We start from the raw sequence: 25,242 nt of genomic DNA, 5'->3' as shown, positions 1-25,242 counted from the left end.
ACCGCCTCCAATTAATGTAATGATGACCATCAAAGATTCTTTGCCTAAATGTTAGTTCATCAGCAGCATCGCGGGAGCTCCGACAAGAACCATGAGCAGAAAGAAGATCCCTGTCAGCGGAAAAACCAGCTTGGAAGAAGCTTCCTCTCCGCGAGTGCGGGCCAGGCTCTTGCGTTTCTCCCACAATGGATGGGAGATCTCGCGCAAGGATAGAGCGAGCTGTTCGCCGCCGCGACGATAGTTGAGCAGAAGCACCGTCGTGAACACCGACACTTCCTGAACGGCGCAGCGGCGGCTGAACGCCTCCATGGCGGCAGCGAAGGACAACCCGTTGCCCATGGCATGAACGGCGCGTCCAAGCTCTGCATGCAGCAGCCTCTCCAGGCCTCCTCCTGACTCGAAGGCTGCGCATCTTGCCAATGCTTTCTGCATCGTTTCTCCGGCTCCGACGAGCAGCATGAGCTTGACCAGCAGGTCAGGCAAGGCAAGCAGCAATGCTTGTTTTCGCTTGTTGATGGATTCCCGGATTTCCCTGACCTTCGAGGCCGGGATCAGCACTCCGCATGCGAACCCCAGCCAGGCTACAGCCTGCTCTCCGGCGGCAGCAGCGAGCAGCAAGCCGGCCAGAGCGGCCCCGCATCCATGTACGCATGCCAGAGCCAGATATTGCCGGGTATGGTCCGGAGTCCATGCTTCTCCTTTCAGGATGATCATGGAGGCATGCAAGCCGGCTACATGCTCCTCGATGCGCGGCATCAGTCTGGCCTCTTCCACGGCCTGGATCAAGGCCGGAGCTCCGAAGCAAGCGGCGAGAGCCTGCTTGTCCCATCGGAGCAGGACAGCAAGCAGCGGCCTGCCGCTGCCAGCCGCATGCCGCCATGCGGCGGTCAGCCATGCGGAGGCCATCAATCCAGCTATCCATAATGTCCACATGAAATCTCTTCCCCCCTTTACAGTCGGATAGCCATGATCCTCATCATCAGCCACCCGCATGCCGCCAGCATCAGCAAAGCGGCTGTAATGACGACATACCCTGCAGGTGCCGCGTAAAGGGGAGCCATATAGTCCGGCGCCGAACCGTGCAGAAAAGCCATGAAAGCGAAGGGAACGCCTGTCATGATCTTGGCTTCGAAGCGCTTGCGGGAAATCATGACATCAATCTCCTGATTGATTTCGATCTTCTCCCCGATCGTTTGGGAGGTGCGCCGGATGATCTCGATCAGGTTGCCGCCTGTCCTCTTGCATGTAATGAAAACGTCGGCGAACTGCTGTATTTCATCCACCCCCGACCGCGAGGCAAACTCGGCAAGCCCCGCCTCCAGCGGGTCGCCGTTGACGCAGCGATGCCGGATCGCTTCCAGCTCGAGCATGAGATCGGAGCGCGACTCCGGGTACATGAGACGCAGATCGTCAAGCGAGGCGAAAAAAGCGTTCTCTACCGACCTTCCCGCCGCTAGAGAGGATGACAGCGAAAAAAGCATCTCCTTGAACTGCAGCCTAAGCTTGGCTTGGCGTCTGCGCCGCAAATAGTCCCTGTATTTCCTCGGGACCAGAAGCCCAGCGATCGAAAAGGCGGCTGCTGCCGGCATGGACAGATAGAACAAATAAATGGCGGCGAATGCAGCCGCGGCGCCCGCTGCCGCGGAAGCGGCGAATTGCTTGCGGGTCAAGGAAAAGACCGAATAATCCGGCAGCCGGATGCGGTAGGCAGATCCGGATCTTGCCGGCTCCCAGCCGAGCCTCGCTGCCAGCAGCCCCGCCTTTACGGGATCAATTATTTTCATGCGGCTGCTCAACTCCTGACTCCCCTCGCTTCTGTTGGATCGAGACCGTAACGAACCCATTTGTCCATGCGGGCCAGCGGTGTGGGGAGCCGTCGGAGCCCTCCCCCTGCTCCATCCTCATACCGGAACAAGGTTTCCAGCTGTATGTCTCCGTCCTTCATCCCGGTCACCTGTACGACTTCCTGCACTTTGCGGGAATGATCGCGCATCCGGGACAAATGAACGATGATATCCAGCGCGGAAGCGAGCTGCTGCCGGATAGCCGCGAGCGGCAGCTCTGCCGCACCGCTCAATACCATCGTCTCGAGCCGGCTGAGCATATCCTTGGCGCTGTTGCTATGGCCGGTACCCATGCTTCCCGAGTGCCCGGTATTCATGGCAGCGAGCATGTCGAGCGCTTCGGCTCCTCTCACTTCCCCGACGATGATACGATCCGGACGCATTCGCAGGGAAGCTCGGATCAGCTGTCTCATCGGAATCTCCCCCTTCCCCTCGGTATTGGCATTCCGCGTCTCCAGCGACACCAGGTTCGGCGCCTTCAATTGAAGCTCCGCCGAATCCTCGATCGTGATGAGCCGCTCATCGGGCGGGATGAACCTGGACAAGGCGTTCAGAAATGTCGTTTTGCCCGTACCTGTACCGCCGCTGATGAACAGGTTGAAGCCCGCTCGGACCAGCTGCGCCAGAAATGCTGCCGTTTCCTCGTCCAGACAACCGGCCGCGATCAAATCGTCCATGAGCAAAGGCTTCTTGGGAAACTTCCGTATCGTCAGAACCGGCCCCTGCAAGGCTATCGGCGGCAGCACGATATGAACTCTCGATCCATCGGGCAGGCGCGCATCTACGATCGGGGAGGATTCGTTGACGACACGGTTCACAGCGGCCACGATGGATTGGATGAGATCCTCCAGCCGCTCGCGGCTCTCGAAGGAGAGAGGCAGGCATTCCAGCTTGCCGGACCGCTCCGCAAAAATCGACTCATGCCCGTTGATCATGATCTCCGTAACCGAGTCGTCATCCAGCAGCGGCTGAAGCACATCCAATCCCCGGAAGGAATAATAGAGCCGCTTGACCAGCACCAGCCTGTCGGAAGAAGTCAGTCTGGCGCTTCCCGGCCATTCGGCCACAGTCGCCTCTACGGCTGCCGTCAATCCCGAGTCGCTGATCTCTCCGCTCATATCGACCAGGGAGCGGACCTTGGAGCGCAGCGAGGCGATTTCCTGCTGCAAGTCTTCTTCCCGGACAATACCAGTGCTGTCTGTCCAGTATCGTGCGCCAGCCTCGGAGCGGTTCATCCAACAAGCTCCGGAAGCATCCGCTGCAGAAGCTGTCGCGCCGTCTTGGCATACGCGGGACTTACAGACCCGCCCTCGCGGTAGTGAGCCATGACGGGAATAGAAGCTGCATATTCAAGCTGCGGTTTCCTGGCGGCGGGCTCTCGGACGCTCGTCAGCTCCGCCTCTCCCGGCGGCTCTTGCCTTGCCATGGATTGCACGAACAATAATTTCCGCTCTTCCATCCCGAGCCGTTCCGGGTACGTCCTCGCTGCATAGTCCAGCGCCGCGCGAGTTTTCGCCATCGAGGATTCCGATGAGCGGACAAGCCATGCGATGCGGCCGCTGCGCTGCCAGATCGAAGCAGCTGCCTCGTCCAGGCGGCTGTCCATATCCGCCACGATGAAATCATAGAACCCGCCGCCGGCAAGGAAATCGAGCAGCAGGACAGCGTCCTCGCCGGTCATGGCCAGCCGTTCCTCCGGTCCCGGAGACGGCGGGAAATAGTCGCATTTCATCGCGCTGCTGAACGTTCGGATTTGCGCAAGCTGCCGGGCCGCATCCTGCTTGCCCGCCTTGAGGCAGTAAAGCAGCCTGCCGACTCCTCCTTCCATTTCGGGGGCGCTGGAGCCCGCGCCCAGAAAAACCTCCGAAGCGTCCCATACCTCGAAGTTGAGGTACAGCACTCGCTTGCCCTGTGCCGCCGCTTGCCTGGCCAGCTCTACGGACAGCACGGTCTTGCCCTGCCCTCCTGCCGGGTCGTAGACGGCTGCTACAAACGCTCTTCCGTCTGCCGATGCGCTGAGCGCGTCTGTCCCCGCATGCATCGCTTCCATAGACGCGAACAGCTCCGGAAGCGGCCTGAACTGAAGCAGCTCCGGATGTCCGCCTCCCTCGCCCTGCCTTCTGACAAGAACGGCCAGCTTGGATGCCGGGCATGCTTTCTCGGCTTCGCTGACGAATCCGGGTTCGACAAGAACCAAATCAACCGGATACCCTCCCTTCAAATAACCGCGAAGACTATCCGGCGTCGTGCAAGCCGTCACGCGCCATCTGCCGCCGCCGGGCATATCCCGCATAAATTCGCTTAGGCGCCTGGCGTATTCGCCGTCGGCAGCCAGAATAAGATCAAGCTTTCCCATGGAGTCCTCCTTCATGGAGACGCAAAAAAGCACCGCAAACGCAACAGGGGATACCCTGATCGTTCGCGGTGCTTCCGCATGACCAAAATTTAGTTGAATTCACTATATCACGGCGATGAAAATTCCGTCAATCTTCTTTCTCGTCAGCCTTTGGCGGTGAGGCTGGCCTGCATCTTGTTCCAGTCAGCCGTAAATCTCTCGATGCCGATATCCGTCAATGGATGCTTCCACAGCGATGGCAGCAGGGAACCCGGAATCGTAGCGATATGCGCTCCAGCGACCGCAGCCTGCTTCACATGCTCCAGATTGCGCACGCTGGCCACGATGATCTCGGTCTGGAAGTTGTAATTGTTGATGATCGTCGTCAAGTCCCTTACAAGATCCATGCCGGTCATGCCGATGTCGTCCAGCCTGCCGACGAACGGACTGATGAACGTCGCTCCCGCCTTGGCAGCCATGAGCCCTTGAGCGGCAGAGAATACGAGCGTCACGTTGGTTTTGATTCCCTTTTGGGAAAGTGCATGGGTCGTGAACAGGCCGTCTTCCGTCAGAGGGACCTTGATGACGACGTTCGGCGCCCATTCGGCGATTTCCAGCGCTTCCTTAAGCATTTCATCGCTCGTGGAGCCCGTGACCTCGGCGCTGACCGGACCGGATACGATGCTGCAGATTTCCTGCACGACTTCCTTGAATATGCGGCCTTCCTTGGCAACCAGAGTCGGATTCGTGGTCACTCCGTCTACAAGACCCAGCTTGGCGATCCGTTTGATTTCCTCGACATTGGCGGTATCCAAAAAGAATTTCATGCTTCTCCTGCCTCCTGTTCAGATGTCCATCCGTTTTTTTACCCGTTCGGCCTAAAAGACAAACCAGGAATCCAACGGCTTTGCCGCCGGCAAGCGCAGCCGGAATGTTCAAAGCCCTGACCTTTAACATGCTCGCCGACACCGGCAGCTTATTCCAAGATCTGAGCCGTCGGGTTCAACATTTTTCAGGGATTCTTCCAACATCCGCTTGAAGCCCGGAAAGCTTTCGCCCGGGTCAAGCATACTCCCGGCGCCTGCGGCGATTCAAGGGGCTTTATGGAATCTTCATGGAGAGCGGATTGCTTGCTCCTCAGCAGATACAACGCAAAAAGCAGCTGCGGCGTTGAAACGAAAACCCCTTTCCTCCATCCGACGGGAATGGAGGAAAGGGGTTCGAATTATTCTTCCGTCAGTTCCATGAACTGGCGGATGTCTTCACGGGTCAGCGCGACCGCGCTTTGCCAGAATCCGGCCTGCTGCAGGTTCACTCCCAGATGCTTGAGCGCCAGCTCCTCTACGGTCATGCTGCCCGTATCGCGGAGAAGGTCGACGTAGCGGGAAGCGAAGGACGGGCCTTCCTCCTTGGCTTTGGCGTACAGGCCCGCGCTGAACAGATAGCCGAAGGTGTACGGGAAGTTGTAGAAAGGAACATCCGTGATGTAGAAATGAAGCTTCGCTGCCCAAAAATGAGGATGCGCCTCGTCAAGCACGCCGCTGAACGCTTCGCGCTGGGCTTCGACCATCAGCTCGTTCAGGCGCTCGACGGATACTTCGCCGTTGCGGCGCTCTTCATAGAAGCGGACCTCGAACAGCAGCCGGGCATGGATGTTCATGTAGAACGACACGCCGTTCTGGATTTTCAGCTCCAGCAGCGACAGCTTTTCTTCCTTGGTCTTCGCTTGCTCGAGCTGGGATTCCGCCACGATCATCTCGGCGAAGGTCGAAGCCGTCTCGGCCACGTTCATCGCATAGTTCTGAGAAAACGCCGGCAGCCCCTCCATAACGTATTGATGGTAGGCGTGTCCGAGCTCATGGGCAAGCGTAGACACATTGTCCTCCGTCCCGGAGTAGGTCATGAAAATACGGGTCTGTCCCGTCGCGGGGAACGAGGTGCAGAAGCCGCCAGGACGCTTGCCGGGACGGTCTTCCGCCTCGATCCAGCCTTCGCGGAACGCCTTGTCGGCGAACTCGGCCAGAGCCGGGTCGAACTTGGCGAACTGCTCGCGGATCAGGTCGCAGCCTTCCTCGTACGGAATATGCTTGGAAGCCCCGCCGATCGGCGCCGTGATGTCATGCCAGGCCAGCTTCTCAAGTCCGAGCAGCTTGGCCTTGCGCTCGAAGTAGCGCACCAGATCCTGCTTGCCTTCATTGATCGCTCCCCACATGGCATCCAGCGTCGACTGCGTCATCCGGTTGACCTTGAGCGGCTCCTTGAGGACGTCGCTCCAGCCGCGGCGGTCATACAGCTTCAGCCTGAATCCGGAAATATGGTTCAGCGCATCGGCGCAAAGCTGTGCATGCTCCGCCCATTCGCGCTCCCACTCGGCGAAGGACTCGGCCCGCACAGCGCGGTCCGCCTCGAACAGGCGGTTGAACATCTGGCCTGCGGACAGCTCCTTCTCTTGACCATCCTTGTCCTTGGCGCGGAACTTCGCACGGGAGACGATGCGGCTGTACAGATTGCCCCAGCCATGATAGCCGTCGACGGCAAGGTCGGCCGCCAGCGCTTCCAGCTCCGGACTCAGCTTTTCCTTGGCGTTCTGGCGCCGCTCGTTGAGATAGAAGCGGACCGGGGAATTATGCACCCAGCCGTCCCAGATGGAGTCGGGCGTGCGGCTGATGAGATCATCGAAGCGGGTAAGAGCGATGGAGTATTCCGCTTCCAGGGATTGAATACGGCCGTTAAGCGCTGTCGCCGCTGTATTGCTCACGTTTTCCGCCATCAGGCACCCGACGAAGGAAGCGGCTTCATGCAAGCGGACTTGGATGGATTGAAGGGTCTCCGTCCATTCTTCCAGCTGTTCCGGCCTGGCTCCCGGAACTCCTTCCGAACCGGAAGACGCCAGCATCGTCTGGCTGATGCGCGCAATGTCGGCCTTCACGCCCTTGAGAACTTCCTCCAGCTCCGGGGAAGCAGCTCCCCCTTTGAAAAAGACATCCAAATCCCATGTCAGCGGGTATGTATTGGTTTCCATGGACGGTCTCCTTTCGGCAGGCAGCTGCCCGCCATGGGCTATCCGGCAGAAGCGATCGGTTTGCGCCGCCGGCGTTCCCGTTGTATAACTGAATTATATCGCCAATCCGCTCCGACGCGCTACCCTGTTCTGCGGAGACGGAACCGGCCTGAGGAGGCACCGCCATGTCCAGACCCCTGCAGCTGTCAGCCGAAACCGCGGTTCGGCTGGCCAAAGAGCTTAATATCCCGCTTGAGCATCTCATGCATATGCCCCGCCATATTCTGCTTCAGAAGATGGCCGAGCTTGCCAAAAACACGCCGGAAACCGCGAACGAGGCGGAGTCTGCATCCGATCCGCAGCAAGGCGATACCCATGATCCCGTTTGAAAAGGCTTTGCCTTACGACGTAATGATGAAGGACGTCTATGTTTCCTGTCCCTTCTGCGGGACAGATCATGTCCTGCTTCCCTTGAAGCCTGCCGATCTGAAAAGCGTGTCTTCCGGAGCCAAAAGGCTGCTCGTTTTTCCATGCTGCCATAGCCGGGTCACGCTGGTCGATGCCGACAAGGATTACTTGCTCACCGACACCGATCTTCGCCGCCTTCAATAATCATGATCTGGATGTCCCTATCAGCCTTGCTGCTGCTGCTGGAGGGACATCTTTTTGCTATTCAAGCCCTGCTCCTATCGTCAAGCAAAAGAGTCGGAAGGCATTTTCCGCTTGCAATGAAAAAAGGGCGCATCCGTCATGATGACGGGCGAACGCCCTGATGCTATGGAACGATGATTCAAAGCTCAGCTGATAGCCTGCGCCTCATACCCTCCGCTGACTTCCGGAATGCCCCCCATCATCCATTCAGGCGCATCCTCGTTTCCTTCGCGCACCAGCTGCCACTGGCTGCGGCATGCCTTGATCATGGCGGCGTCCACAATCCGCTTGTCGTTCACCACTCTCGAGAACCACCACACCGCTTCCTTCCGTTCGCCGAGACGCCTGTGCAGCTCTCCGATCAGGTACATGAGCTTGGCGTCATTGTCTACTTTCTCGGTTTCGTACACCCGCCGGTAACAATCCATCGCATGCCGGAGAAACCGCAGCTCCTCGCCGCTGTCGCCTTCATCCCGGTACAGCCAGGCGATATGATGAAGAAGCCCGGCGATCAGACGGTCCTTGTCCTGCACAGCTACGGCACTGAGCAGGGCCAGCTTGTAGCAGTCCAGAGCCTGGGCATGCGTGCGCGTTCCGCTGTAGCTGCGGGGCTGCCACATCCGTCCATAGAGGAAATAATAATTCTCCTTCTGTTCATCGTTAAGGATGCTCAAGCTGTTCTCCGTCGTCGAAAAGCCGCATTGCGGGCAAACCCGGACGACATAATAATCGGCGTGAATTCCCTTGAAATGAGAACAGAAATCGGTGTCGACAGCTACGGCCCGCTTGAAGCTCGGGCGGACTCGGGGTGTCTCGAATCCGTTGCCGCAGCAAGGGCACAGTGCGGCGGTCTGATATAGCGGCTCCATGTGGAGATCATCTCCTTAGCTTTCGTCGCCTCCGTCCGAAGCGGTATTGACGAAATGATGGGCAGGTCCTGACAACCGTTCAAGCACATGGGACTTCAAATCCTCAGGCATTCCGATCTCCTCCAGAGCCCCGCTCATGCAGGCAAGCCAAGCAGCGGCATGTTCCTTCGTAATCGGGAAAGGAAGATGGCGGGCGCGCATCATCGGATGGCCGTGCTGGTCGGAGAACAAGGAAGGTCCGCCGAAAAACTGGGTTAGAAATTGGATTTGCTTTTCCATAACCGGCTTGATGTCCCGCTGAAACAGCGGAGACAGCAGCTCGTCCTTTTGAACCCTGGGATAAAAGGCCTCCACCATTCTTACTACAGTCTCATGACCGCCCATCATTTCGTATAGGCTGTTATATCTATTCATCGGCAATGATTGCCTCCCTTATTAGTTCTTTAGTCTTGATTTCTTCCTTCACTACGAAAGCCTTTACATACAAAAAAACGCCCGCTTCCGCGGGCATTTGGAATGTGGTTATAAGTAGGATTCTTCAGCTATCGTATTCTTCTTCACCGGGAGCCATAAGGGACTCGCGAATCACATACACAAAAGCACAGACCAGAATGCCGGCGACAATACTCATGTCCATCACTCCAAGCATCGTAAAGGTAATGCTATTGTACCATATCGCCCCGTAAATGCCACCCCTTTTTGCAAGCGTTTTCTATTGATTTTTTTCATCATTTTGATTTTTCTGACTTCTACCCGGTCCCTTCGAGCTGCCCGCGATTCGGCTTCTGTTTGTCCATCGCTGCTCATATCTTAAGGTTAACCTGGCTTCACAAGGAGGAGCGGATCGTTACATGGCAAGAATGCTGCTTCATCCCAGTACCGTGACCGCCTTCTGCGCGGCGCTGCTCGCAGCGCTGATGGCCGTTTTTCCCGGACCGGTCCTCCATTCTTCTTTGAGAGGACTAGCCATCTGGTGGGAAGTTCTTTTTCCTGCGCTCTTTCCTTTTTTCGTCATCTCGGAGCTGATGCTCGGCATAGGAATCGTCCATTTCATGGGCAAGCTGATGGATCCGTTCATGCGCCCGCTTTTTCGGATTCCCGGCAGCGGCGGCTTCGTGCTCGCGATGGGCTATTTGTCGGGGTATCCGGTCGGAGCCAGGCTCACCTCCCAGCTGCGGGACCAACAGCTCCTTACCCGAGTGGAAGGAGAACGGCTCGTCGCCATCACGACGACCTCGGATCCCATTTTCCTGCTCGGAGCCGTGTCGGTCGGCTTCTTCCACCAGTCGGCCCTTGCCCCCATTCTTGCAGCCGCCCATTATGGCGGCAGCCTCATCGTCGGCGTGCTCATGCGTTTCCACGGTACCAGGGAACCGGAGATAGCCCCCCGCGCTGGACATACCGGTAAGGGAAAGCCGCAGCGCGGCCTAAGCGCGGCCTTGAAGGCGATGCACGAAGCAAGGCTGCTCGACGGACGCTCCTTCAGCGTTCTGCTCAAGGATTCCATCGCTTCCGGCCTCAGGCTCATGATCGTCGTCGGAGGCCTCGTCGTCGTGTTCTCCGTGTTGATGGAGCTGCTGCGCCAAGCCTCGGTGCTTGGGGAACTGGAGCATTCCGTCGCGGCATTGTTTGTTTTATTCGGCTTGTCCGGCGATATGGCCGCTCCTTTCGTAAGCGGGCTGTTCGAGGTCACTCTCGGCGCCAAGTCTTCTGCCGAAGCCGGAGTGCCGCTCATTCATCAGGCAGCGGCCGCCGCATGGGTGCTGAGCTGGGCCGGATTGTCCGTCCATGCCCAAATCGCCAGCCTGCTCAGCCATACCGGCTTGCGCTACCGTCCCTTCCTGCTCGCAAGGCTCTCACACAGCCTTATCGCGGCGGCGCTGGTCTATCTGCTATGGGGCTGGCTCGGACCGGGCTGAAGTGCGTTCGACATTGTTTTCACGCCGGTTTTCCGCTATCATCAGGTTATCCTGTTTGTTTCGGAAGGAGCGCCATTTCTTGATCAATTATGTGGTACTCAGCAGAGGCGACCGGTATTCCAATGAATTGACGGAGCGTTTCCATCTGCTGGCTGCGTCACGAGGCTTCGTTCGCAACGACAAGAAGCCGGATACCGTCGTTTCCATTGGCGGGGATGGCACCCTGCTCCATGCTTTCCATACTTATTTGGACCGGATCGACGACATTGCCTTCGTCGGCGTCCATACCGGCCATCTCGGCTTCTATGCCGACTGGAAGGCCGATGAGATCGAGCAGCTGGTCGAGATGATGGCCGAACAGAAGCCGCGCATCGTCCGTTATCCCATTGCCCAGATCGAACTGGATACCCCGGAGGGAGCAACCGGATATTTGGCCTTGAACGAATTCACGCTCAAGGGCGTCGACGGCACACTCGTCGTGCAGGTCAACATCAACGACGAGCCCTTCGAGACCTTCCGCGGCGACGGCATGGTCATCTCGACGCCGTCGGGCAGCACCGCTTACAACAAGAGCCTCAACGGAGCTGTCATCCACCCTTCCATTCCTTCCCTGCAGCTCGCGGAGATCGCATCGATCAACAACCGCGTCTACCGGACGCTCGGCACCTCGGTCATCCTGCCCGAGCATCACCACTGCGACATCGTCTCCAAAAAGGACCAAAGGCTGCTGCTTACGATCGATCATCTGAGCATCGAGAGGGCCGATATCCGCTCCATCCGCTGCAGCGTCGCTCCTGCCAAGATCAGCTTCGCCCGCTACCGTCCATTCCCTTTCTGGAACCGCGTGCGCGATGCGTTCATCGACTTCAGCGACAACTGAAACCGGACGAGCATGCAACGATAAAAAAGGATGTTCCCGAAGCACGGCATAGCCGGCTTGCAGGGAACATCCTTTTTTTTGACGCTTAGCTGGTCGGAGGCGGAATCGGAGGCTGAGACGGACGCTTCTTGCTTGCGCCGGACTTCTGCTCTGCGCCCGCTCCTTGACCTGCGCTCGCCGAGTCGCCGTCGCGGCGGGGATAACCGCCGCTCCTGCCGGAGCGCCGCTTGCCCCCCGACTGATGCTCGCGCCGTTCGCTGCGAGCTTCAGGAGCGGCGGCAGCTTCGCGCGGGCGTTCCGCCGCAGCTTGGCCGCGCCGCTCCCGCCGGCTCTCTCCGCCGCTCTGCTCGCGGCGTTCGCCTCCGCCTTCAGCGGCGGGCTCGCGGAGCGGCGGACGCCGATCGCCGCTCGAAGCCTGCTCGCGGCGCTCGCTTGGCGCAGCCGGCGCGGCGGCATCGCGGCGCGGTCCGCGGCGCTCGCCGCCGGAGCCTTGGCGCTTGCCGCCGCCCTGGCGTCCGCCCTGCGGGCTCTGGCGCGAGCCGCGCCGCTCGGTGGCGGCTGCGGCTTCCCCGGCCCCGCCGGCTTCCGCAGCGGCTTCGCCTTGCTTCGCATCGGATCCGTCGGCTTGATCGTTGCCGCGCTTGCCGGAAGAGCGGTCGCCGCGGCCGCGCCGATCAGCTGCCGGCGGACGGCTGTAGCTGTCCTCTTCGAATCGGCGCACGCCAGGCACGATCACGATGTCGTCCGGACCCGGCTCCTCGGGAGGAGCGTCCGGATCGGCGCTGAGCGGCTCCTTCAGCTCCATGATGAAGTAAGCGCACCCGAAATTGCAATATTCATTGACATATTCCATGATGGCGGAAAATGCGGTATCCCGGTTCGCTTTGGGGCTATCGTCCCGATAGAAGCCCTTGAGCCTCAGCTGGCTGTAGCCCCAGTCGCCGAGAATATAATCGTAGCGCTCCAGGATGTCGCTGTAGCGATCGCGGAACACCTCCGCATTCCAGGCGGTTTTGTGCTCATGGATAAGCTCGTACTTTCTCGTGCCGACGAATATCAAGTCCGTACCCTCCTCGCGGGCAGGCGGCTGCTGCTTAGACGCCTGCAGCCGCTCCAGTTGCGGATTTCACCTGTTCATGCGCATGGTAGGAGCTGCGCACCATAGGACCGGATTCCACGTGGCTGAAGCCGCGCGCCATTCCTTCTTCCTTGAGCTGCTTGAACTCGTCCGGATGCACGTAGCGTTCGACAGCCAAATGATTCGAGGACGGCTGCAGATACTGGCCAAGTGTCAGGATATTGCAGTCCACGGCGCGCAGATCGTCCATTGAAGCCAGTATTTCTTCGTATTTTTCTCCGACGCCCAGCATGATGCTGGACTTGGTCGGAATGTCGGGATTCATTTCCTTGGCGCGCTTCAGAAGCTCCAGCGAACGGGCATATTTGGCGCGAGCCCGGACGCGGTCAGACATGCGCTCGACCGTTTCGATGTTGTGGTTGAGGATGTCCGGCTTGGCGTCCATGACCGTCTGCAGCGATTCCCGCTTCCCGAGAAAATCGGGGATGAGGACTTCGACGCTGCAGAGAGGGAGCCGCTTGCGGATGGCTTTGATCGTCTCGGCGAAAATCATCGCGCCGCCATCGGAGAGGTCATCGCGTGCAACGGAGGTGACGACGCAGTGGCGCAGTCCCATCTGCTCCGCAGCTTCCGCCACGCGCTCGGGCTCCTGGAGATCGAGCTCCGTCGGCAGGCCCGTCTTGACCGCGCAGAAGCGGCAGGCGCGCGTGCAGATATCGCCCAGAATCATGAAGGTAGCCGTGCGGTTGGCCCAGCATTCGTAAATATTGGGGCAGCGAGCTTCCTCGCATACCGTATGCAGCGTCTTGGAACGCATCATATCTTTAAGCTCAGCATAGTTGCCGTCCGTCGACAGCTTGATCTTCAGCCATTCCGGCTTCGGGAGCTTCGGCTTGGGAGCTCTCGTACTCATGAAATCCCCTGCTTTCCTGTAAATAGCTCATAAATCGCGTATAAGGTACGATACCGTCAAACTGTCATCTATTATAACATGTTTCGGATAAAAACCAATCGCCGTGCAGAACCTAGGGCAAAGCTTCATTTTGCCGTGGAGGTGGAATACCGTGTTGAAAATAATGATGTTCGCGGCGGCCTCGATTTTGCTGCTGTCCGCAGGCGCCGGAGCCGTATCCGCCGCAGCCGTGCCGGAATCCGCCGGGCAGGATCAGGCTCTGGAAGCGTCCTACAATGAAGAGCGCAAGCCGGTATACGCCCGGATGGCTCTCCTTACCGGACTGGCATGGGAGCAAGTCGCCGCCCTCGACCAATACGAGCGGACCCTCGGCAAAGCCCGTCCCAAATCAAGGCCAAAATTAGGGAAATGGGCTGGCGTATATGTAACCCCGGAGCAGTGGACGGGCGCTCTCAACCCCGATGTCGACGACCGCAATCCCGATTCCATCCTCGTCTTTGGCGGAATAGGCAAGGACGGGGACGGAGACGGGAAGGCCGATCCGGCCAGCGACCTCGATCTGCTGTACTCCCAATCGGCCGCGATCGCCAAATATGGAACAGCACCGGACGATTTCGTCATCGGCGTGTGGGAATACTACCACAATATCCGGGCCGTCCAGCGGGTGAGCCAGTTCGCCCAGCTATACAAGACATACGGCAGGGTTGATCTGTCCGGAAGCGCGTTTCCCGTTCCCGTTGGAACCAATTATTCCTATCGCAGCACCTGGGGCACCGCGCGCGGCTGGGGAGGCCATCGGATTCACGAAGGAACGGATATTTTCGCCGACTACGGCCTTCCTGTACGAAGCACCTGCTACGGCATCGTGGAGAACATGGGCTGGAACAATTACGGAGGGTGGAGAATCGGAATCCGCGACGCCGAGAACCGCTACCACTATTACGCCCACCTGTCCGGCTTTGACAAATCGCTGAAAACCGGACAAGCCGTGACGCCCGGCCAGACGCTCGGCTGGGTCGGCAGCTCCGGATACGGCAAGCCCGGCACATCGGGAAAATTCCCGCCGCATTTACATTACGGCATTTATCGTGACCGAGGCATGGTGGAATGGGCATTCGACCCATATCCGCTGCTGAAGCAGTGGGAACGGCAGGAGTTAAAAGCCAAGAAGGCGAAAGGGAAATGAACCAGCAAACAAAGCAGGCGGAAGGCTCTTTAGCCTTTGCCTGCTTTGATTTGTTGGTCCGCCAATAGTTACGGCTCGCTAATGCCGTTGGCTGAATCTGGAGTCAGCGAATCCGGAGCTTCTCCTTGGATGGTTATGTCCCCCACTCGCTCAATGCTGCCCGGAGCCGCCGCCCGTGTCCGGGTCCGTCGGGATGGGAGGCAGGGCGAGAGCAGGCGCGGAAGCTTTGGCGTCGCCGACCGGATTGCCTTTGCCATCGTAATAATAGCTTGGAACATCGCCGACTACCATCAGATAAGAGACCGGGATTTCCGTCTCCAGAGACTGGGAGCTGGAATCGAACGGAATGATGACGGACAGTTCGGTTTTGATCCGGATATAGACTTCAACCAGAACCATATTGATGCCGGCATCGCTTTTGCGAGTGCCCAGCTCTACCTGAGCGTCTCCGAGCGGCTCGAAGCGGATCGGAATGCGCGGACCGAAGGAAGCAAGCAGGGCGCTTCCGAAAGCCTGGCCGATCGGAATGCCTTCCTTGAAATTGTCGCTGTCCTTCAGCGTGCTCTGCACCGTCTGGACCGTTTGCGCGGTTATTTTCATATGCTCGTTGTAATTCATCATGAAAGCGGCTATCTTGCCGTTGTCGCCTGTCTTCCAATCGATCAGGTTCTGCAGATCCGTTCTGGAAGCCACCTGCTCCGTAATCGCCTTGTTGATCGCTTCGGTCATGATCTGCTTCACCTTGATCTGCGCCACTCTCATCAGAGGGGGCTGAAGCTTCCTTTCGACGAACACGTAAGCGTTCACCGTGCCGGCCAGAACGAGAAGGGCCAGGAACAGCAGCCACCACCGTTTGCGGATTCTGCGTGGATGGGGAACGGATGGAGGAGTCCACCCTTGAACTCGGGCAATGCTTATTCTCCGTGAGGTCGTCCGGGCCGACGGCCTCCACTGCGCGGACGGCTTGGAAGCTCCCGGCCTCCAGCCTCCAGAAGCACGCGGCTTGGCCATGCGCATTCGTTTGGCCGGAGCAACCGGCAGCTTCCATCTGACTCGCCTTCCCCATCGGGCCACTGGCCATCCCTCCCGGCTTCGTTCGCTTTTGCTACAGCCTATGCGTACAAGGCCGCAATCAGAAGGACAATGCCGGGATTTCAGCATGAAGATCGCTCAGCCATCGTGGAGAGAAAATTCAATCCAGCCCTCGCCAAAAGAAAAAAGGCCAGCCGACCGGCTGGCCTTGTCAGAGACGAAAAGCCCCTGCCTGCAAGCTGCAGACAGGGGCTTGCCCGGGATCATCGCCGCCAGCCTGAACAACTGGCAGTCCATTTTTAACGGCTGCCGCCCTCATTCATAGACAGCGAAGCGATGTACGGGATTTCCGAAAGCCGGGCTAGATGCCGCATTTTCATCGTCGCCGGACAGACGGGAGGCAAGATCCTTGAACCAGCCCTCGTCCTTGGTCATCAGCGCCAGCTCGATCAAGCTCCTCAGTTCCGCTTCGGTTGCAGGCTCATGGACATCCAGCTTGCGCACCTTCGATGTCCTCGCCCCGACCTTTTTGCCGATGATGCGTTCGCGGTCGCTCTGGGTAACGTGGATCCGGCAGGTGTCGGAGTCGACCGAATCGATATAACCGATGAAGCGTTCATCCATGACTGTGGTCCCGCTGACCCAATCCCCCATGCCGATAAGGTAATCTACTGAACTCATTTTCCCATGCCTCCCCAGAATCTATATTCAAAAAAGTGACAGTTAGCTCGTAAAACAGCTCCGCATCAGCGCCTGGCAGCCTAGCCCAGCGCTGCGGTCTGGGCGGACTTGATGCGGTCCAGCACGTCGCGGATCGTCATGCTTTCCAGATGCTGAAGCAGCTTCTCCTCGGTCTCCATGAAGATGACGTCCATGACGCTCGCCATATTGCAGGCGACAAGGCAGTCTCCTTCTACGGTACCGGAGCACCACGAAGGCTTCATCGTTCCGATGGAGGTCGCCCGATAAATTTCGGCAAGCGTTACGCTCTCCGGGCTGCAATGAAGGATATAGCCGCCGCCCAGCCCTTCCTTGGTCACGACGTAATTCCGCTTTTTCAAGCAGCTCATCACCTTGCGGACTCGGGAGGGATGCGTATTCACGTTGTTCGCAATCGCTTCGCTCGTCGCCATCCGGTCAGTACGGTATGCCAGATAGACGAGGCTATGCACGGCAATCGTGAATTCACTGTTCATCCATATCCTCTCCCCTCTGCAAGCTTACTGTTATTTTACAGGTAACAGTTGTCGAAGTCAACTGAATCAGCAAAGCCGATTCAATGGCCTATGCGCAGCTGCTGTCGCTCACAGGAGCGTTCAAGCCGAATCTCGTCCAACACCCAGCCGGCGGTAATTGAAGAAGTTTGGATGCCAAGCATTCGTTTTATTGACGCTGCGAGCATAATTCGAATTGAAATTATACAAAATTAAATTGTTGCAGAAATTTAAATTGAATTCTATACTATTGTTGAAATATGGAAGCGTATTCAGAAAATCTGAAAGGAGGTGACTCCGCTTATCGAATCGCCTTGAGGCGCAGCCGCCGGCTTCTCATCGAAAGCAGCCGCTGCCGATTTAACGTCAGCAGCATGATTCGGCATTTAGCCAAGGCTTGGCCAATCAATCTTCAGGAGGTTTTGTAACGTGTCCATTTCCCGCTCCGCCTGGCTGTGCGCTATTGCGCTCATTCTGATCTCTATCGCGCTCGGAGCCGTCAACTCCCCTTCCGCCAAAGCCGCAACGGTCAATCTGGCGCTTGGAAAGCCGGTTACGGTCTCCTCGGTCCAAAGCTCCGAATACGGCGGCTCCAACGCCGTCGACGGCAATACATCCACCCGCTGGTCGTCCAATACGAACGATCAGCAGTATATCATCGTCGATCTCGGCGCGGCCCGCTCCATCTCCAGCGTCGTGCTGCGCTGGGAAGCCGCTTACGCCAAAGGCTTCCAGATTCAAACCTCGAACGACAATGCGACCTGGACGACCGTCTACTCCAATTACAGCGGCACAGGCGGCAACAGCACGATCACCTTCTCCGCCAACGCCCGCTATGTGAAAATGTACGCCTTCACCCGCGCGACCGCCTACGGCTACTCCCTTTATGAATTTGAAATTTACGGCGACGACGGCGGCAGCTCTTCTGCAGGAAATCTCGCCCTCGGCAAGCCGGTCTCTGTCTCCTCGACTGAGGATTCCACCACTCCGGCCTCCTATGCGGTCGACGGCAACGCTTCCACACGCTGGAGCTCTTCCTATGCCGACCAACAGTACATCTATGTCGATCTCGGCTCCCAGCAAAGCATCGCCAAAGTCGTGCTGAAATGGGAAGCGGCTTATGCCAAGCAGTTCCAGGTCCAGACCTCGACCGACAACAGCTCCTGGACGACCGTTTACTCCAATTACAGCGGCACAGGCGGCACCAATACGATCGCCTTCTCTCCCACGACAGCCCGCTACGTCAAGGTATATCTGATCCAGCGCGCTACGACCTACGGCTTCTCCCTCTATGAATTCGAAGTCTACAGCAGCGCAGGGGGAGGCGGCGGCACCGGCGTCGCGGCCGTCAAGCAGCGCGTTCTGGATTACCTGAACGGAATCTCCGGCAACCATACGATCGTCGGCATCGAGAACAAAAACGCCGGCACGCCGACAAGCGACAGCAACACCGTCGCGTCCATCGCCGGACGCACGCCATCCTTGTGGGGCGGCGACTTCGGCTTCGGCAGCGGAGCCGTCGACAAGCGCCAGACGATGATCAACGAAGCCAAAAACCAGTTCAACAAAGGCGCGCTCGTCACCCTGATGTATCATGCCTGCGCGCCGACCCGCGACGAATATTGCAGCTGGGACGACATCGGCGGAGCGAACCCGGCCAAGCTGACCGACGCCCAATTCACCCAGCTCACGACGCCGGGAACGAGCCTGTACAATGCGTGGATCGGCCGCCTCGACACGTTGTCGACGTATTTGCAGGACCTGGAGAACAACAATGTCGTCGTTCTATTCCGTCCCTTCCACGAGATGAACCAATGCGTCTTCTGGTGGTCCTGCCACAAGGGGTCGAACGGAACCGCCAAGCTGTACCAGATCACCCATGATTATTTGACGAATACGAAAGGACTGGAGAACATCATCTGGGTTTGGAATATCCAGGACTTCTCCAATCTCAGCACGGAAATCGACGCCTACAATCCGGGTACTTCCTATTTCGATATCGCTTCTCTGGACGTCTACAATACGGGGTATACCACGACGAATTACAATACGATGCTGCGAGTGTCGGGAGGGAAGCCGATCGCAATCGGCGAATGCCAGTTCATGCCTTCCGCCTCGCTGCTCGCCAGCCAGAACAAATGGATTTACGCCATGCTCTGGCCGGACTTCATCGAGGACAATCGAAGCACGCTCCCGGGCATTTACGCTGCCGCCAACGTGCTGACGCTCGATGAGATGCCGGGCTGGAAGTAATCATGCGCATCGCCTCTCCAGCAATTGAATGGACGTAAAACGTCCGGACACAAACTTTCTCCTTGCCTTCAGGCCCGCGCATGCGGGCCTGTTCGGCTTGGACTTCATTTTCGCGCAAGAAACCGAAGCTGCAAAGCACTGCCCGACTGCCCAAAGCCTTGCCGCTGGAGCCAAAGTCCGCAAACGGCATGCCAGCTCGCCACATGTGGATCTTCATCCGCGAGGCCCATTCCGTGCCGTCCCTTTTCATAGACATGCAGGTCGAACGGCACGCCGGCGCGGCTGAGAGCGGCAGCAAACAGCAGGCTGTTCTCTACCGGGACGGCACCATCGTCGGATGTATGCCAAAGAAACACTGGCGGAGTGTCTGCGTTTACTTGAAGATTCGGACTGAGCCGTTCCACCAGCGCCGGATCGGGATCAAGGCCGAGCAGATTGATGCGAGACCCTTCGTGGGTATAGGCGAGGTCCATCGAGATGACCGGGTAGCAAAGGATGGCTGCGTTCGGCCGGCTCGATATCCGGTCCTCCGGATCCTGAGCATCCGGCTGTCCGTCATCGTACAGAGTCGCCGCGGTCGCGGCGAGATGCCCGCCCGCGGAGAAGCCGAGTACGCCGATTCGATCCGGCTCGAGGCCCCATTCCGGCGCATGATGACGTACATGGCGAATAGCCCGCTGCACATCGTCCTGCGGGGACGGATAGGTATAAGGCGCGACTCTATAACGCAGCACAAAAGCAGAGATGCCGAGAGTGTTCAACCATAGAGCGATCGGTTCGCCTTCATGCTCCGCCCGCATCCCATAACCGCCGCCAGGGCATACAACGACGGCGCTTCCAGCTCCCTCAACCAGGTAAGGCGCCAGCGCCGGGCGGTCTTCCTCGCCGTCGCCAGCCGCCAGCGGCGCTCCGGACGGCCATAATTCAATCATCTGGCGATTGTCGCTCCTCACAAGCCATCTCTCCTTTTTTTCTCCTGCAATATCATGGTTCTACTTAAGTAGAGACAATTGAAATTCGTTCTTACATGAAGCTGTTTCCCCGCGAGTCTTTCCCAACCTGGTCTATTGAAACCAATCCGGAAACTTCCGCTGCAAATAGGCCAGCTTGGCCTCCGTCTGCCTCGACCCGCCGCCCTCGTGGCCATTGAACGGATAGATGTTCATTTCCTTCTCCGTCCGAATCCGGTTATAGGTTGCGAAATACATCTGCGGCGGACAGACCTCGTCCTTGAGGGCGACCGAAGCGAGCACCGGACAATGGATGCGGTCGGCCATGTTCATCGTGTCGAAGTAGCTCAGATTGTCCAGGACGAGATCCGTCTGCTCCGGATGCCGCTTCAAATATTCCGTGACGCCGCCGAAGGCGCCATGGCAGCCCTCGACGCGGGCCTCTAGATTGCTGTTGCTCGGAACGTCGACCAGGACTGCCGCTGGCCGGTCGTCCAGAGCCGACACCGCCATTCCGAGCGCCCCGCCCTGGCTGACGCCTTCGATGACGATGCGGGCGGGATCGATCTCCGCCTGGGCGCAGGCGAAGTCAATCGCCTTGAGGCAGTCCATATAGGCATGCCGATAGTAGTATTCCATCTTGTCATGGACGCCTTTGACGGCGACGTTCCCGACAAAGCCATGCGTATAGGAGGCGCTGTTCCCGGTCGGTCCGCCCTGGTCGCGGCAATCGACGGAGAGCACGGCAAGGCCCATCATCGCCCAATGCATATGATCCGACGGCTCGCCTCTGCTTCCCGAGAAGCCATGATAATGGATGAGGCAGGGATAGCTTTCCTTCTTCAGAAAATGCGGAACGATCAGCCATCCCCGGATGGAGGTCTCGTCCATTCCGTTGTAAGAAATATCGTAGACGCCGACATGCCGGCTCGGATAGTCGATCTGCGTCCGCTGCGGCTGCAGCGGCACCGCCTTGGCCTGATTCAGAGTCTGATACCAGAAGGCGTCGAAATCTTCCTTTTTGGTCAGCTCGGGCAAATAGCCGTAGAGCTCCTTGGTTGCTTTTTCGATATAACCCATACTGACTTGATGCTCCCTTCGCAATCGATAACCATCGTCGCTTTCAACATTCGACTCCTGCGCCGCGAGTCCTCCTTGGCAGCAGCTTCAGCCGCATGGAGCGTTGCGGGATCGACAAAAAAATCGCCCCTCCAACCTCATCTCGAGGGGAAAGGCGATTCTGATCATGGAGCGCCCCGTCAGGCCAAATGGCAGGCCACGTAATGCTCTCCGCCCATATGGCGGAACTCCGGCACCTCAAGCTTGCAGCGCTCGACGGCCAGCGGACAGCGCGTATGGAATTTGCAGCCGGACGGCGGGTTGGCGGGATTCGGAATATCCCCCCGCAGCACGATCCGCTCCCGCTTCAGCTTCGGAATCGGCACCGGAACCGCGGACAGCAGAGCCTTCGTATACGGGTGGAGCGGCGTGAGGAACAGCTCGTCCCGCGTGCCCGTCTCCATCATCGAGCCGAGGTACATGACCCCGATCCGGTTGCACAAATGCTCCACCACGCTGAGATCGTGGGAGATGAACAGATAGGAAAGGTTCCTCGTCTCCTGCAGATGGCGGAACAGGTTGATGATCTGCGCCTGGATGGAGACGTCGAGCGCCGACACCGGCTCGTCCGCGATGATGAGATCCGGATTCAGCGCGAGCGCGCGGGCGATGCCGATCCGCTGGCGCTGCCCGCCGCTGAATTCATGCGGCAGCCTGTCGATATGGTACGCCGACAGCCCGCAGGACGCCAGAACCTCCTGCACCCGATCGCGGATTTCCTCCCTCGGCACCAGGCCGTGGTCCAGCAGCGCCTCGCCGATGGCATCGCCGATCCGCACGCGGGGATTGAGCGAGCTGTACGGATCCTGGAAGATCAGCTGCAGCTCGGGGCGCAGCCTGCGGAGCTTCTCGGACGGAAGATCATACAGATTCTGCCCCTTGAAGCGGACTTCGCCATCCGTTTTTTCCGTCAGCCGCACGATCGTTTTGCCGACCGTGCTTTTGCCGCTGCCGGACTCGCCGACAAGCCCGAACGTTTCGCCCGGAGAGATCGTCAGGCTGATGTCGTCCACCGCCTTGACATGTCCGACGGTGCGGTTCAGCACCCCGGCCTTGATCGGAAAGTATTTCTTCAAGTTCCGCACTTCCAGCAAAGCCTCAGACATGGGCCAGCGCCCCCTCTTCATACAGCCAGCAAGCCGTTTTCTGGCCTTGCCCGACATCCTTCAGCTTCGGCTCCTGGGTCACGCAGATCGCCATGCAATGCTCGCAGCGATCGTGGAAGTAGCAGGATTCCGTCAGCTCGAGCGGATTCGGAACTTGTCCGGGAATGGAATAAAGCGTGTCCTTGCGCTGGTTGATGATCGGCTTGGACTTCAGCAGTCCTTGCGTATACGGATGCTTCGGATGGTTGAACAGCTCGACGACCTCGCCTTCCTCGACGACCTTGCCGGAATACATGACCACGACGTAGTCGGCCATCTCCGCGACGACGCCGAGATCATGCGTGATGAGCAGGATCGACATCCCGCCTTCATCCTTGAGGCTGCGCAGCAGGTCCAGGATCTGAGCCTGGATCGTTACGTCAAGAGCGGTCGTCGGCTCGTCGGCGATCAGCAGCTTCGGTTCGCAGGACACCGCGATCGCGATCATGACGCGCTGCAGCATGCCGCCGCTCAGCTCATGCGGATACGATTCCATGATCTGCTCCGGCCGCGAGATTCCGACGAGAGCAATAAGCTCGATCGCCCGCGCCCGCGCCTCCTTCCGGCTCAGCTTGCGATGCTCCATCAGCGGCTCGACGATCTGCTCGCCGATCTTGAGCACCGGATTGAGCGAAGACATCGGCTCCTGGAAGATCATGGCGATATCGTTGCCGCGCACGGTGCGCAGTTCGCTCGCCTTCATGGCAAGCAGATCGCGCCCGTCGAATTCGATGGCGCCTCCGACGACTTTGCCGGACGGGCCTTCCACCAATCCCATGACCGACATCGCCGTAATGCTTTTGCCGCAGCCGGACTCGCCGACGATGCAGACCGTTTCGCCGGCCCGCACATGCAGGCTGACTCCGTCGACGGCCCGCACCGTGCCGGCTTCCGTGCTGAAATGCGTTTTCAGTTGCTCGATATGCAGCAAGTCTTTCACGACCCGCACCTACCTTCCCTTTTTCGGGTCCAGAACGTCCCTCAGTCCGTCACCGAAAATATTGATGGCGACTACCGTCACGAAGATGGAGAGACCCGGCGGAATCCACAGCCAAGGACGCTTCTCGAAATCGATCATGTTGTTGGCCGCGTCGATCATGTTGCCCCAGGTCGGAGTCGGCGGCGTGACGCCGAGGCCGAAGAAGCTGAGTACGGATTCGCTGAGAATCGCGCCGCCGATATTCAGCGTGGCGATGACGATCAGAAGCGGCACCAGATTGGGAAACAGATGGTTGAACAGCTTGCGGCGGCTGCGCAGGCCGAGCACCGTCGTCGCCTGCATGAACTCGCGTTCCCGGAGGCTGAGGATCTGGCCCCGGACCATGCGGGCCAGGCCCGGCCAGCCGACGATCGCCAGCATGATCATGACGATGTACATCCGGTAGTCGGGAGGAACCTTCCATTCCGAGAGGAGCGCTCCTGCGATGAAGAGCAAGGGAAGGCTGGGAATCGTCAGCAGCAGATCCGCGATCCGCATGATGATCTGATCGGCTACGCCGCGGTAATAACCTGCGATGATGCCGAGCAAGCCGCCCAGCAAGACGGACAGCACCATGGATGCCAGTCCTACCGTGAGCGAGATGCGGCCCGCCTGGAGCACGCGGGTCAGCACATCCCTGCCGAGCGCGTCGGTGCCGAGCCAATGCTTGGCGCTGGGAGCCTTGTTCATCAGCGCCATATTGATCTTGTTGTCCGCGTACGGAGAGAACATCGGGCCGAGGAAGCAGACCGCAAACATGAAGACGACGACGGCGAAGCCGAATACGGCCAGCTTGTTCTTCAGAAGCCTGCGGAGCGAATCGCCCCAGAGCGAGGATTTCGCCGCCGCTTTCGCTTTCGCCTTGCCCGGTCCGGCGAGCTCGCCTTTTGCAAGTGACATGGATGGCAGCCTCCTTCCTATAGTTTGACGCGCGGATCCGCCACGCGGTACAGAATGTCGGACAGCAGCGTTCCGATGACGGTCAGAACGGCCAGGAACATCGTGAAGCCCATGAGCAGCGGATAATCGCGCAAGCCGAACGACTTCATGTACAGCTGGCCGATGCCCGGCCAGTTGAAGATGCTCTCGATGATGAGCGAGCCTCCGAACAGAGCCGGCAGCTCGAAGCCAACGAGCGTGATCGCCGGCAGCAGGGCGTTGCGCAGCGCATGGGTGAACAGCACCTTGCGCTCGGTCAGCCCTTTGGCCCGTGCGGTACGGATATAGTCCTGCTTGAGGACATCGATCATGTTGCTGCGGAAGTATCTCGTCAGAGAGCCAAGGCCGAGCAGCGTCATGACGGCGACCGGCAGCGTCATATGGCGGAGCACCTCAAGCGCATAATCCCATCCGGCCGCATTGCTGCCTGTCGTCGTGATGCCTCCCGGCGGCAGCCAGTGGAGATCGACCGCGAAAATCTTGATCAGGAACAGGCCGATGAAGAAAGACGGAATCGACATCGCTCCGAATATGACCAGCATGACCAGCGTATCGAACCAGGAATACTGCTTGTACGCCGCGATGACGCCGATGACGACGGCGATGAACCAGGTGAGGAAGGTGGATACGACGGCGAGCAGGAACGAATTCCAGATATACTCGTTGAATATCGTCAGCACCGGCTTCTGCTGCGCGAGCGAGTAGCCGAAGTCGCCGTGCAGGGCGTTGCCCATCCAGGTGAAGTACCGCTCCATCAGCGGTTTGCTGAGGCCGTAAATCTCGCGCAGCTCTGCCTTCCGCTCCGGCGTCAGCTTGATGTTCCCGCTGATGAAGTCGCCTGGCGTCAGGGCATACAGCGAGAAGATCAGGAAGGAGGCTGCCAGCAGGATCAGAATCATATAGCTCAGGCGGCGGATCAAATATGTGCTCATATC

The 25,242-nt window shown here is 58.7% G+C and carries 25 protein-coding genes; 6 read left to right on the top strand and 19 right to left on the bottom strand.

Going from position 1 to position 25,242, the window contains the following annotated elements; all coding sequences use genetic code 11:
- Nucleotides 1-51: 51 nt before the first annotated feature.
- The 6 genes from AC06G8_RS06640 to AC06G8_RS06615 form a co-directional block, all read right to left on the bottom strand.
- Nucleotides 52-933 (bottom strand): type II secretion system F family protein, encoded by an 882-nt coding sequence (locus AC06G8_RS06640; RefSeq protein ID WP_480284786.1) that lies wholly within the window; start codon nt 931-933, stop codon nt 52-54.
- 17 nt (nt 934-950) lie between these two features.
- Nucleotides 951-1,784 (bottom strand): type II secretion system F family protein, encoded by an 834-nt coding sequence (locus AC06G8_RS06635; RefSeq protein ID WP_480284785.1) that lies wholly within the window; start codon nt 1,782-1,784, stop codon nt 951-953.
- An 8-nt stretch (nt 1,785-1,792) separates the two neighbouring features.
- The gene (locus AC06G8_RS06630) at nt 1,793-2,962 is read right to left on the bottom strand and encodes a TadA family conjugal transfer-associated ATPase (RefSeq protein WP_447664948.1); all 1,170 of its coding nucleotides are present in this window, start codon (nt 2,960-2,962) and stop codon (nt 1,793-1,795) included.
- 113 nt (nt 2,963-3,075) lie between these two features.
- Nucleotides 3,076-4,200, bottom strand: coding sequence for a P-loop NTPase family protein (locus AC06G8_RS06625; protein ID WP_480284784.1), 1,125 nt, complete (start codon nt 4,198-4,200; stop codon nt 3,076-3,078).
- 143 nt (nt 4,201-4,343) lie between these two features.
- The gene (gene fsa / locus AC06G8_RS06620) at nt 4,344-5,006 is read right to left on the bottom strand and encodes a fructose-6-phosphate aldolase (RefSeq protein WP_447664867.1); all 663 of its coding nucleotides are present in this window, start codon (nt 5,004-5,006) and stop codon (nt 4,344-4,346) included.
- 398 nt (nt 5,007-5,404) lie between these two features.
- Entirely contained in the window at nt 5,405-7,201 is a 1,797-nt protein-coding gene (locus AC06G8_RS06615) for a M3 family oligoendopeptidase (RefSeq protein ID WP_480284783.1), read from the bottom strand.
- Nucleotides 7,202-7,365: 164 nt separating this feature from the next.
- Between AC06G8_RS06615 and AC06G8_RS06610 the strand changes: the two genes are divergently transcribed.
- Both AC06G8_RS06610 and AC06G8_RS06605 read left to right on the top strand, forming a co-directional pair.
- Complete coding sequence (locus tag AC06G8_RS06610) at nt 7,366-7,569, top strand: YycC family protein (RefSeq protein ID WP_480284782.1); 204 nt, start codon at nt 7,366-7,368, stop codon at nt 7,567-7,569.
- The gene (locus AC06G8_RS06605; protein ID WP_480284781.1) at nt 7,556-7,792 is read left to right on the top strand and encodes a hypothetical protein; all 237 of its coding nucleotides are present in this window, start codon (nt 7,556-7,558) and stop codon (nt 7,790-7,792) included. Before AC06G8_RS06610 ends, AC06G8_RS06605 begins: the two co-directional genes overlap by 14 nt.
- A 185-nt stretch (nt 7,793-7,977) precedes the next feature.
- Here AC06G8_RS06605 and AC06G8_RS06600 read toward each other — a convergent pair whose 3' ends face one another.
- Nucleotides 7,978-8,700, bottom strand: coding sequence for a DUF2225 domain-containing protein (locus AC06G8_RS06600; protein WP_480284780.1), 723 nt, complete (start codon nt 8,698-8,700; stop codon nt 7,978-7,980).
- Between the two features lie 15 nt (nt 8,701-8,715).
- Nucleotides 8,716-9,114: a globin domain-containing protein gene (locus tag AC06G8_RS06595; RefSeq protein ID WP_480284779.1), complete on the bottom strand. Its 399-nt coding sequence runs from the start codon at nt 9,112-9,114 to the stop codon at nt 8,716-8,718.
- Nucleotides 9,115-9,551: 437 nt separating this feature from the next.
- Between AC06G8_RS06595 and ylbJ the strand changes: the two genes are divergently transcribed.
- Together ylbJ and AC06G8_RS06585 are read left to right on the top strand one after the other, a co-directional pair.
- A complete protein-coding gene (ylbJ, locus tag AC06G8_RS06590; protein WP_447664859.1) occupies nt 9,552-10,619 on the top strand; it encodes a sporulation integral membrane protein YlbJ in 1,068 nt (355 codons plus the stop codon).
- Nucleotides 10,620-10,701: 82 nt separating this feature from the next.
- Nucleotides 10,702-11,499 (top strand): NAD kinase, encoded by a 798-nt coding sequence (locus AC06G8_RS06585; RefSeq protein ID WP_447664947.1) that lies wholly within the window; start codon nt 10,702-10,704, stop codon nt 11,497-11,499.
- Nucleotides 11,500-11,584: 85 nt separating this feature from the next.
- On the opposite strand, the gene AC06G8_RS06580 is transcribed toward AC06G8_RS06585, so the two are convergent.
- Together AC06G8_RS06580 and lipA are read right to left on the bottom strand one after the other, a co-directional pair.
- On the bottom strand, nt 11,585-12,559 hold the full coding sequence (locus AC06G8_RS06580) for a YutD family protein (RefSeq protein WP_480284778.1): 975 nt from the start codon (nt 12,557-12,559) through the stop codon (nt 11,585-11,587).
- A 34-nt stretch (nt 12,560-12,593) separates the two neighbouring features.
- On the bottom strand, nt 12,594-13,490 hold the full coding sequence (gene lipA / locus AC06G8_RS06575; protein ID WP_447665328.1) for a lipoyl synthase: 897 nt from the start codon (nt 13,488-13,490) through the stop codon (nt 12,594-12,596).
- 163 nt (nt 13,491-13,653) lie between these two features.
- Here lipA and AC06G8_RS06570 point away from each other — a divergent pair, with 163 nt between their 5' ends.
- Entirely contained in the window at nt 13,654-14,676 is a 1,023-nt protein-coding gene (locus AC06G8_RS06570; protein ID WP_480285396.1) for a M23 family metallopeptidase, read from the top strand.
- A 150-nt stretch (nt 14,677-14,826) separates the two neighbouring features.
- On the opposite strand, the gene yunB is transcribed toward AC06G8_RS06570, so the two are convergent.
- The 3 genes from yunB to AC06G8_RS06555 form a co-directional block, all read right to left on the bottom strand.
- Nucleotides 14,827-15,750: a sporulation protein YunB gene (yunB, locus tag AC06G8_RS06565; protein ID WP_480284777.1), complete on the bottom strand. Its 924-nt coding sequence runs from the start codon at nt 15,748-15,750 to the stop codon at nt 14,827-14,829.
- 273 nt (nt 15,751-16,023) lie between these two features.
- A complete protein-coding gene (locus AC06G8_RS06560) occupies nt 16,024-16,389 on the bottom strand; it encodes a hypothetical protein (protein WP_447665330.1) in 366 nt (121 codons plus the stop codon).
- Between the two features lie 80 nt (nt 16,390-16,469).
- Nucleotides 16,470-16,904 (bottom strand): RrF2 family transcriptional regulator, encoded by a 435-nt coding sequence (locus AC06G8_RS06555; RefSeq protein WP_480284776.1) that lies wholly within the window; start codon nt 16,902-16,904, stop codon nt 16,470-16,472.
- Between the two features lie 447 nt (nt 16,905-17,351).
- On the opposite strand from AC06G8_RS06555, the gene AC06G8_RS06550 reads away from it, so the two are divergent.
- On the top strand, nt 17,352-19,175 hold the full coding sequence (locus AC06G8_RS06550; protein ID WP_480284775.1) for a discoidin domain-containing protein: 1,824 nt from the start codon (nt 17,352-17,354) through the stop codon (nt 19,173-19,175).
- A 104-nt stretch (nt 19,176-19,279) separates the two neighbouring features.
- On the opposite strand, the gene AC06G8_RS06545 is transcribed toward AC06G8_RS06550, so the two are convergent.
- From AC06G8_RS06545 to AC06G8_RS06520, 6 genes are all read right to left on the bottom strand, one after another.
- The gene (locus tag AC06G8_RS06545) at nt 19,280-20,107 is read right to left on the bottom strand and encodes an alpha/beta hydrolase (protein WP_480284774.1); all 828 of its coding nucleotides are present in this window, start codon (nt 20,105-20,107) and stop codon (nt 19,280-19,282) included.
- A gap of 132 nt (nt 20,108-20,239) precedes the next feature.
- Nucleotides 20,240-21,205, bottom strand: a complete 966-nt coding sequence (locus tag AC06G8_RS06540) for an acetylxylan esterase (RefSeq protein ID WP_447665336.1) — start codon at nt 21,203-21,205, stop codon at nt 20,240-20,242.
- 179 nt (nt 21,206-21,384) lie between these two features.
- Nucleotides 21,385-22,350 (bottom strand): ABC transporter ATP-binding protein, encoded by a 966-nt coding sequence (locus tag AC06G8_RS06535; RefSeq protein ID WP_447665337.1) that lies wholly within the window; start codon nt 22,348-22,350, stop codon nt 21,385-21,387.
- Complete coding sequence (locus AC06G8_RS06530; protein ID WP_447665338.1) at nt 22,343-23,329, bottom strand: ABC transporter ATP-binding protein; 987 nt, start codon at nt 23,327-23,329, stop codon at nt 22,343-22,345. The genes AC06G8_RS06535 and AC06G8_RS06530 overlap by 8 nt, the downstream gene beginning before the upstream one ends.
- 9 nt (nt 23,330-23,338) lie before the next feature.
- Nucleotides 23,339-24,268 (bottom strand): oligopeptide ABC transporter permease, encoded by a 930-nt coding sequence (gene opp4C / locus AC06G8_RS06525; RefSeq protein ID WP_447665339.1) that lies wholly within the window; start codon nt 24,266-24,268, stop codon nt 23,339-23,341.
- Nucleotides 24,269-24,285: 17 nt separating this feature from the next.
- Nucleotides 24,286-25,239 (bottom strand): ABC transporter permease, encoded by a 954-nt coding sequence (locus AC06G8_RS06520; RefSeq protein ID WP_447665340.1) that lies wholly within the window; start codon nt 25,237-25,239, stop codon nt 24,286-24,288.
- Nucleotides 25,240-25,242 lie beyond the last annotated feature (3 nt).

It is taken from the genome of Paenibacillus sp. SJS-P3 (genome assembly GCF_056711585.1).
Note: the sequence above shows the minus strand (reverse complement) of the source record. Positions and strands in the feature narration are given on the sequence as shown.